We start from the raw sequence: 9611 nt of genomic DNA, 5'->3' as shown, positions 1-9611 counted from the left end.
AAGCTTTTAGAAAAGCAAAAAGAAGGTAAAAAAAGAATGAAAGCTATAGGTAAGGTAAATTTACCTCAAGAGGCTTTTTTGAGTGTTTTAAAGATAGATTGATGATAAATTTAAAACTTGGCTTGAAATTTGCTTGTATTTTTAATACAATTTAGAAAAATATTTTTCAAAATATTTTTTAAGGAGAAAAAGATGAATAAGAAAATTTTATTTTTTATAGCATTGGCTTTATTTTTAAATGCTTGTGCGAGCAAACAAAATACTTTTACTCAAGTAAATCAGCTTTCTAAAGCTTCTCAGTGTGTTCCTTGCGAGAGTTCTAGTGGTTTTGAGGCAAAAATCAAAGGCCTTTTATATGTTAGCGATATTGGGATACAATGTTGTGTAAATAAAAGAACTTTAGATACGGGTGTGGCTCTCAAAAAAGTCTACTTGCATAGATTTTATGATTTAAAAGAAGAGCAAAAAGTGCTTAATGCCAATGGGCAAAAACTATTTGTAAATCTTGATTTTAATGCTATTTTTTATGTTTATTTAAAACAAGAGCTTGAAGCAAGAGGTATTATCGTCCTTGATGATAATAAAGCCAATTCACCTTATGTAACTAAAATTGATCTTGCTTTTACGGGTTATAGCGCAAAACAAGATAGTCTAGGACTTCATTCAAGACTTGTTGGAGTATTAAGCTTGAGTGATATTAATAAAAATAAAAAATTCACTTTACGCACCAAACAAGATGTTCAAGGTTTTGAAAATTTAAAAGATATCAGTTTTTACACACATTTACTGATTAAACAGATGGCAAATAAAGCAGCAAGCATAATCTCAGAGCTTTGAAATGTTTAAATTGCGGAGTTTTTACTCTGCTTTGTTTTTGTCATCATTGCGCTGAAGAATTATCGGAATTTTCTTTAGGCGTAAGAGAACTTGAAAAAGATTTTAAAGTTTATTCTTTTTATAAATATCATGAGATTAAACATCTTTTGCACGCTAAACATAAATTTTATGGTTATTTTGTATTTCATTTCTTGGCAAAATTAAGTTTTTTTAAATTTAAAAATTTTTTTTCTGTAAATGAGCAAATTAATGTTATTCCTTTAGATGATAGAGTTGAAAATTTACTTTATTCTCATTCGGCCATCTTAGCAAAATATTTAAAGACAGAATTTATTAAGCCTATATTTGGTGCCTTACATGCACAAAATCATCTAAAGTATTCTGGAAAAAGTTTAAAATTTAGACAAGACAATAAAAGAAAATTTAAACTTTTAAAAAAAATTAACAATCCTGTAATTTTGGTAGATGATATTGTATCTTCGGGTTCTAGTTTGCTTGAAGCTAAGCAATTTTTAGAAAAAAATAAAATTTCTGTTCTTTTTGCGGTTGTTTTAGCTGATGCAAAAGTTTAATATGCTATAATAATAGTTTGAAATTGCGAAGGAAAATTGATGGAGAATATTTTTAATAAAGATTCTGATATTGAACTTATAGATATAGAAAATTCTATTAAAAGTAGTTATTTAGATTATTCTATGAGCGTTATTATCGGTCGTGCACTTCCTGATGCTAGAGATGGCTTAAAGCCTGTTCACAGAAGAATACTTTATGCTATGAATGATCTTGGCGTAGGAAGTAGAAGTGCATATAAAAAATCTGCTCGTATAGTAGGGGATGTTATCGGTAAGTATCATCCACATGGCGATACTGCTGTTTACGATGCCTTAGTAAGAATGGCACAAGATTTTTCTATGCGTTATCCAAGTATCGATGGACAAGGAAACTTTGGTTCTATCGATGGTGATGGCGCTGCTGCAATGCGTTATACTGAAGCTAGAATGACAATTTTAGCAGAAGAGCTTTTACGCGATATAGATAAAGATACGGTAGATTTTGTTCCAAACTACGATGATTCTATGAGCGAGCCCGATGTTTTACCTGCTAGGGTGCCAAATTTATTATTAAATGGCTCTAGTGGTATTGCTGTAGGTATGGCGACAAATATTCCTCCGCATAGTCTTAACGAGCTTGTAGATGGACTTTTGTATTTGCTTGATCATAAGGATGCTAGTTTAGAAGATTTGATGCAATTTATCAAAGGTCCTGATTTCCCAACGGGTGGGATAATTTATGGCAAAAAAGGCATTATCGAAGCTTATCGCACAGGGCGTGGTAGAGTAAAAATAAGAGCTAAAACTCACATAGAAAAAAAATCCAATAAAGACATTATCGTTATAGATGAACTTCCATATCAGACTAATAAAGCAAGACTCATAGAACAAATTGCAGAGCTTGTAAAAGAAAAGCAAATCGAAGGAATTTCAGAAGTTAGAGATGAGAGTGATAGAGAAGGAATTCGTGTTGTAATCGAACTCAAGCGTGAGGCGATGAGTGAGATAGTGCTTAATAATCTTTTTAAATCTACTACAATGGAAAGTACTTTTGGTGTGATTATGCTTGCTATTCACAACAAAGAGCCAAAAATCTTTTCTTTAATTGAACTTTTAAATCTTTTCTTAAACCATAGAAAAACAGTGATTATCAGACGAACAATTTTTGAACTTCAAAAAGCAAGAGCAAGAGCTCACATTTTAGAAGGTTTAAAAATAGCTTTAGATAATATTGATGAAGTTATAGCTTTGATTAAAAATAGTCCTGATAGTACTACAGCAAGAGATTCTTTGGTAGCTAAATTTGGACTTACTGAGCTTCAAGCTAATGCGATTTTAGATATGAAACTCGGCCGTTTAACAGGACTTGAAAGAGAAAAAATTGAAAATGAACTTGCAGAGCTTATGAAAGAAATCGCAAGACTTGATGAGATTTTAAAAAGCGAAACTTTGCTAGAAAATCTTATCCGCGATGAATTAAAAGAGATAAAAAGCAAATTTGATGTGCCGCGTATTACGCAAATAGAAGATGATTATGATGATATTGATATTGAAGATTTGATTCCTAATGAAAATATGGTTGTAACCATTACTCATCGTGGATACATTAAAAGAGTGCCAAGTAAACAATACGAAAAACAAAAACGCGGTGGAAAAGGCAAGCTTGCTGTAACGACTTATGATGATGATTTTATCGAAAGTTTCTTTACTGCTAATACTCATGATACATTAATGTTTGTTACTGATAGAGGACAGCTTTATTGGTTGAAAGTTTATAAGATACCTGAAGGCTCAAGAACAGCTAAAGGAAAAGCGGTTGTTAATTTGATTAATTTACAAGCTGATGAAAAAATCATGGCTATCATTCCGACTACTGATTTTGATGAAAACAAATCCTTATGTTTCTTTACTAAAAATGGTATAGTAAAACGCACCAATTTAAGTGAATATCAAAATATCAGAAGTGTGGGTGTAAAAGCGATTAACTTAGATGAAAATGATGAATTAGTTACTGCTATTATCGTTCAAAGAGATGAGAATGAAGAAACAGGACTTTTAGATGATGACAGTCTTAATGATGAAAATACAAACTCTGATGAAAATTTAATTGAATCCATTAAGGGTAAAATGCTCTTTGCAGTGACTAAAAAGGGTATGTGTATTAAATTTCCTCTTGTAAAAGTGCGTGAGATTGGTCGCGTAAGTCGTGGGGTAACAGCTATTAAGTTTAAAGAGAAAAATGACGAATTAGTAGGTGCTGTTGTTATAGAAAATGATGAGCAAGAGATTTTAAGTATCAGCGCTAAGGGTATAGGAAAGCGAACAAATGCGGGAGAATATAGACTTCAAAGCAGAGGCGGAAAAGGTGTCATTTGTATGAAGTTAACCGATAAAACCAAAGAGCTTATTAGCGTTGTAATTGTAGATGAAAGTATGGATTTAATGGCACTAACAAGCAGTGGTAAAATGATACGCGTTGATATGCAAAGCATTAGAAAAGCGGGGCGTAATACCAGTGGTGTTATTGTGGTTAATGTTGAAAATGACGAGGTGGTTAGCATCGCTAAATGTCCTAAAGAAGAGCTTGAGGATGAAATAAGCGATGAAAACTTAGATTTAAATTTATAATAGTTATTTGAGTTGGAACGCTTTTTGCTTTTTTATCAAATAATTACAATATTTTGAAGGTGTAAATATGAAAAAATTTTATTTTATGCTAATAATAGCAGGAATTTTTGCAGGGTGTACAGCGAGTACAAACAGTACTACAGCTAAAAATCCAAATAGTCCAAGTACTTCAGCTCAAGCATCGGATATTGTTGTTCAAAAAGTGGATAAAGACGATGTTCGTGATATTATTAGAGAAGAAAAAATGCTAGCTCCTGATGTAAGCGAAAGTGAGCTTAGTTTTAGTGCTGTAGGAGAAGGAATTGCTCCTCTTAATACTGTTTCAAGTGCTCAAGCTTTAGCATTAGCAAAAAGAGCCGCAATTACAGATGCTTATAGACAGCTTGCAAGTAAGCTTTATGGCGTTAAAGTTAATGGTAAAGATACTGTAAAAGATGCAATGCTTAGAAGCTCAACCATCACTGCACAAGTAAATGGTTTAATTAAAAATGCTAGCATAATTGATGAGAATTTTAATCAAGGCCTTTACAGAGTTAATGTAGAACTTAAGATTGATGCGGACAAGTGGAAAGAATTGTTTGCTTATTAATATTTTTTAGTTTTAAACTAATTGCCCAAGATGAATTTATATTTTGGGCAGAACTTTCTAACAAAAATTTAATCCTTTTTCATCAAAGTCAAAATTTATCCCCTGCAATGACGCGTAGTGAAAATACTATAAGTGAATTTGCTTGCGAAATTTCTTATACTGATGATGATTTAAAAAAACTTCCAAGAACAGAATTGGGTATGATAGATGATGATATGTCTAAGGCTATTAAATTTGATTTTTTAAATGCCCATAAAGATGAATTAAGTGATTGTTTTATGGGTGCTAGAATTTCTGTAAAAGATATAGTCAAAACAGACTTGTTAAAAGCACAAAATGAAACCTATGTTAAAATTTTACCTTTGCGTTTTAGTGTAGAATTTGGAGAAAGAAATGCTTTGATTTACTATCTTAAAAAAAAGTAAATTTAAGCCGTATTTTGCTATTATTTGCTAAAAAATCAAAGGCTAGTTATGAATTTGGTGATTGTTGAAGATGATATCAATATGCGAAAATCCCTTGAAATAGCTCTTGGGGAATATGAAGAATTTCAAATAAAATCTTACAAATCAGCCACAGAAGCTTTAAAAAAAATTGATTCAGATACAGATTTGATTATTACAGATATTAATATGCCTGGAATTGATGGACTAGAATTTATTAAGGCTTGTGAAAATAAATATGATTTTATCATTATGACAGGAAATGCAACTTTAAATCGCGCCATAGAAGCGGTACGCTTAGGTGTGAAGGATTTTTTAACTAAACCTTTTGATATAGAAACTTTGGTTGAGGCTATCAAGCGTGCAAAAGTTATTCGAGAAAAAACTGCGGATAAAAAAATAAAAAAGCAAGAAGAAAAACAAGAAAATGGTTTTTTCTCGAGTTCTGATAAATTAGAACAAGTTTTAAGCTTGAGTCAAAAGGCTGCTAAAACAGATGCATCAGTTATGCTTTTTGGTGAGAGTGGCGTGGGTAAAGAAGTTTTTTCGCGCTTTATTCATCAAAATTCTAAACGCTCCCAAAAGCCTTTTGTAGCTATCAATATGGCTGCCATCCCTTCAAATTTGATAGAAAGTGAGCTTTTTGGATTTGAAAAAGGGGCATTTACTGATGCTAATGCCACCAAAATAGGACTTTTTGAAATGGCAAATAATGGAACTTTATTTTTAGATGAAATAGGTGAAATGCCTTATGAAATTCAAGCCAAACTCTTAAGAGCCTTGCAAGAAAAAGAAATCACAAGACTTGGAAGTACTAAAAGTATCAAAATAGATGTAAGGATTATTAGTGCGACCAATGCAAATTTGCAAGATAAGATCGATAATGGAGAATTTAGATCGGATTTGTATTATCGTTTAAATACAGTTCCTATTAATATACCCCCTTTAAGAGAAAGAAAAGAAGAAATTTTGGGCATAGCGCAAAAAGTTTTAGAAAATACTTGTAAAGAGTATGAGCTCGAAATGAAAAAAATAAGTCAAGAAGCTCAAAAAGCTTTGCTTGAATATAATTTTCCAGGCAATATAAGAGAGCTTATTTCTATAGTTCAGCGTGCTTGTATTTTAAGCGAGGGATTAGAAATTTCAGAACAAGATTTATTTTTAGAAGCAAGAAGTGTAAAAAAAGATGTAAAAAATTTAGAAAAAGAATTGCTAGAGCAAATTTTAGAGCAATGTGAATTTGATAAAGAAAAAGTAAGCAACGAACTTGGAATGAGTATAGAAAATTTAAACAATAAAATCAAACAATACAAAATAAAGGAAAAATAATGTCAAAAAAACAAAAAATAGCTATAGTTGGAGCAACAGGTGCGGTTGGAGAAGAGCTTTTAAATGTATTAGATGAGCTTGATTTTCCAGTCGAGAGTATTTTGCCTTTGGCTAGTGCAAAAAGCGCAGGTAATCAAATAGAATTTAGAGGCAAATCTTATACAATAAAAGAGCTTACCGAGGATGTTTTTAGAGAAAATCCTGTAGATATAGCTTTTTTTAGTGCAGGCGGAAGTGTAAGTGAAAAATATGCTAAATTTGCTGCAGAAGCAGGTGCTGTGATAATTGATAACACAAGTCATTTTAGAATGGAAAAAGATGTGCCTTTAGTCGTTCCAGAATGCAATCCTGAAGATATTAAAGAATGGAAAAAAACAGGTATCATTGCAAATCCAAATTGTTCAACTATACAAATGGTGCATATTTTAAAACCTTTAAATGATGCTTTTGATTTAAAGCGTGTGGATGTAAGTACCTATCAAGCAGCAAGTGGAGCAGGTAAGGAAGGTATGGAAGAATTGGTTCGCGCAATGCAAAGCTTTTTTGCTTTCAAGCTTGATGAATTTGAAGCTCAAACATTTCCTCATACTTTAGCACTTAATTTGATTCCTCAAATTGATGTATTTATGGATAATGGCTATACAAAAGAAGAGCTTAAAATGATCAATGAAACACAAAAAATTCTTCATAAAAATTTAGAAATTTCAGCTACTTGTGTAAGAGTTCCAGTTTTAAGAAGTCATAGTGAAGCAATTACTATGCATTTTGCAAAAGAAGTAGATGTAAATAAAGCAAGAGATATACTCCAAAATGCACCAAGTGTTGTTGTTATAGATGAACCAAAAGATAAAAAATATCCTATGCCTTTAATGACTAGCGATACAAATGAAACCTATGTGGGTAGAATTCGCTTAGATGTTACACATAAAAATATACTTCATCTTTGGTGCGTAGCAGATCAAATTCGCGTAGGTGCTGCTACAAATGCAGTGCGCATTGCTCAAAAATGGTTAGAATTAGAAAATAAATAAAAGGAGTAAAAGAGTGTTAGAGAAAATTTTTGAATCCTTGCTTGTTAAAAGTCGTATTGTTACAATTTTACCCGTAATATTCGGTCTTGTGGGCGCTTTTGTTTTATTTTTTATTGCAAGCTATGATGTTTTAAAAGTAATTCTTTATATTTATCAATATTTCTTTAGCGCTGGAATCAAGATTGATTTACATGAAGATGTGGTAGCTTTGATTATAGGAGCTGTAGATCTTTATCTTATGGCTTTGGTTTTATTTATTTTTTCTTTTGGAGTGTATGAACTTTTTATTAGCGAGATAGAAGAATTTAAACAAACCAAGCAAAGTAAAGTCTTGGAGGTGCATAGTTTAGATCAGCTTAAAGATAAGCTTGCAAAAGTGATTATCATGGTTTTGGTAGTAAATTTCTTTCAAAGGGTATTACAAATGAAATTTGCTACTCCTACAGATATGGCTTTTCTTGCCGGATCTATTTTAGCTCTTTGTGTGGGGCTTTATTTTTTACACAAGGGCGGACATTGAGGCTTGATTATCTTTTTTTGATATAATTAAAATTTTGGTTTGTAAGGGTGATTATGAAAAAGCTATTTTTGATTTTATTGGCGGTAATTAATGTTTTAACTTTTTCTTATGCGGCTCCCTTAGATGAAGTTTTTAAAGATGTTGAAGTTTCGGGCGTTGTGCGCTATAGATACGAGACGCAAAGGGTTAAAAAAACAGATAATAAAAACAAAAAACACAATGTTACAAACCGCACCGAAATCACTATAAAATAGAGGTAGGATATGTTTCGTTACTTGACAATTTTTTCGATTTTTGTTGTAGCGCTTTTTGGTATAAATTTGAAGTCTTTTTTTACTTATACTTTTGATGCAAATAAACAATACGATATGGTTCAAGCCAAGGATTTATATTTTAAAAATAAATGCAATACTTGCCATGGAGATAATGCTGAAAAAAGTGTCGCAGGTTCTAGAGTATTAAAAGATATGTCTCCTGAGGATATTAAAGCGGCCTTGGTGGGTTATACTCTTGATGGTAGTACTTCTGCTAATGCTTCACAAATGGCTTTTTATGCTAGAAATTTAAGCCACGATGATATGGATAATATCATTGCATATATCAAGGGTGGAAATTTTGCTGTTGATTTGCAAGTGAAAGATTTATTAGAAGAAGAACCACCGCAAAAAACGAAACATAATACTTTTTTAAAATAAAATATTGAGTTTAATTTAATGAAAGGATGGATAAGATGAAAAAAGTTACTTTAGTTTTTAGTGCCTTAGCTTTGGCAAATTGTTTATATGCAAAAACAATTAATTTAGGAGTAGTGTTGCCATTAACAGGACCAGTGGCTGCTTATGGGCAAGATGTTTTTAATGGTATAGAACTTGCTAATAAATTAAATGCTAAGTTAGATAATGGTGATGAAGTAAAGTTAATCGTTATTGATACTAAAGGCGATAAACTTGAAACTACAAGTGCAGTAAATCGTCTTATAGCGCAAGATAAGGTTATAGGGATTATAGGAGAGGCTACCACGCCAAATACTATACAAGCTATATCAATTGTAGAAGATAAAAAAATTCCACTCATTGCTCCAGTAGCTTCAGGAGATAAACTTCTAGAGGGCAAAAAATACGCTTCTCGTGTGTGCTTTAGCGATAGTTTTCAAGGGGATAAATTTGCGAGTTATGTTACAAAAGAATTAAACCTTAAAAATGCTGTTGTTATTATAGATCAAAGTAATGTTTATTCTTTAGGACTTGCAAAAGCTTTTGAAAAATCTTTAAAAGAGAATGGCGGTAAGGTGATCAAAAAACTTGCAATCAGTTCAGGCGATAAAGATTTTAGAGCTGTAGTTTCACAGCTTAAAAGTTTAAATCCTGATTTTGTTTATATGCCAATTTATCATCCTGAAGCTGCTCTTATTGCTAGACAAGCTAAACAAATTGGTTTTGATAAATTATTAGCTGCTGGAGATGGGGTTAATAATCAAACTTTTATAGATTTGGGCTCAACTGCTGTAAATGGAGTGGTTTTTACAGATAGTTTTGACTCAAGTAACCCTTCTACTGCTCGTGGTAAAACTTTTATCAATGAATATGAAAAAATAAAAGGCAATACAAATCTTCCAGCTTTTTCAGCTATGGGTGCGGATGCTTATTATGTAATGCTAAATGCTATGAATGCTTGCCAAAATAC

General features: G+C 31.8%; 12 protein-coding genes. All 12 read left to right on the top strand.

Annotation, left to right across the window (positions count from 1 at the left end; all coding sequences use genetic code 11):
- Window positions 1-102: GTP-binding protein LepA (locus CCO88_RS10215; protein WP_002780022.1), on the top strand; the 102-nt coding region annotated here is incomplete at its 5' end.
- Window positions 103-192: 90 nt separating this feature from the next.
- Window positions 193-837 (top strand): outer membrane lipoprotein MapA, encoded by a 645-nt coding sequence (mapA, locus tag CCO88_RS08660; protein WP_002786468.1) that lies wholly within the window; start codon window positions 193-195, stop codon window positions 835-837.
- Window positions 834-1409, top strand: coding sequence for a phosphoribosyltransferase family protein (locus CCO88_RS08655; protein ID WP_002779063.1), 576 nt, complete (start codon window positions 834-836; stop codon window positions 1407-1409). The genes mapA and CCO88_RS08655 overlap by 4 nt, the downstream gene beginning before the upstream one ends.
- Window positions 1410-1448: 39 nt before the next feature.
- Window positions 1449-4016 carry a DNA gyrase subunit A gene (gene gyrA / locus CCO88_RS08650; protein WP_002840194.1) on the top strand — a complete coding sequence of 856 codons (2568 nt, stop codon included), beginning with the start codon at window positions 1449-1451 and terminating at the stop codon, window positions 4014-4016.
- A gap of 67 nt (window positions 4017-4083) precedes the next feature.
- Window positions 4084-4605 carry a flagellar assembly lipoprotein FlgP gene (flgP, locus tag CCO88_RS08645; protein ID WP_002779060.1) on the top strand — a complete coding sequence of 174 codons (522 nt, stop codon included), beginning with the start codon at window positions 4084-4086 and terminating at the stop codon, window positions 4603-4605.
- Window positions 4581-5030, top strand: coding sequence for a hypothetical protein (locus tag CCO88_RS08640; RefSeq protein WP_002779058.1), 450 nt, complete (start codon window positions 4581-4583; stop codon window positions 5028-5030). The genes flgP and CCO88_RS08640 overlap by 25 nt, the downstream gene beginning before the upstream one ends.
- Before the next feature lie 48 nt (window positions 5031-5078).
- Window positions 5079-6377, top strand: coding sequence for a sigma-54-dependent transcriptional regulator (locus tag CCO88_RS08635; protein WP_002790196.1), 1299 nt, complete (start codon window positions 5079-5081; stop codon window positions 6375-6377).
- Window positions 6377-7408 carry an aspartate-semialdehyde dehydrogenase gene (locus CCO88_RS08630; RefSeq protein WP_002797156.1) on the top strand — a complete coding sequence of 344 codons (1032 nt, stop codon included), beginning with the start codon at window positions 6377-6379 and terminating at the stop codon, window positions 7406-7408. Before CCO88_RS08635 ends, CCO88_RS08630 begins: the two co-directional genes overlap by 1 nt.
- 13 nt (window positions 7409-7421) lie before the next feature.
- Window positions 7422-7928, top strand: coding sequence for a YqhA family protein (locus tag CCO88_RS08625; RefSeq protein ID WP_002840191.1), 507 nt, complete (start codon window positions 7422-7424; stop codon window positions 7926-7928).
- Between the two features lie 53 nt (window positions 7929-7981).
- A complete protein-coding gene (locus tag CCO88_RS08620) occupies window positions 7982-8182 on the top strand; it encodes a mini-MOMP protein (protein WP_002779049.1) in 201 nt (66 codons plus the stop codon).
- Window positions 8183-8191: 9 nt separating this feature from the next.
- A complete protein-coding gene (locus CCO88_RS08615) occupies window positions 8192-8623 on the top strand; it encodes a c-type cytochrome (RefSeq protein ID WP_002779047.1) in 432 nt (143 codons plus the stop codon).
- Between the two features lie 35 nt (window positions 8624-8658).
- On the top strand, window positions 8659-9611 hold a 953-nt coding region (locus CCO88_RS08610), incomplete at its 3' end, for an ABC transporter substrate-binding protein (protein WP_002840188.1).

The sequence above is a fragment of the Campylobacter coli LMG 9860 genome, assembly GCF_000254135.1.
Classification (GTDB): Bacteria; Campylobacterota; Campylobacteria; order Campylobacterales; family Campylobacteraceae; genus Campylobacter_D; species Campylobacter_D coli.
The sequence above is the reverse complement of the archived record's forward strand: the minus strand, read 5'-3'. Positions and strand labels throughout refer to the sequence as shown.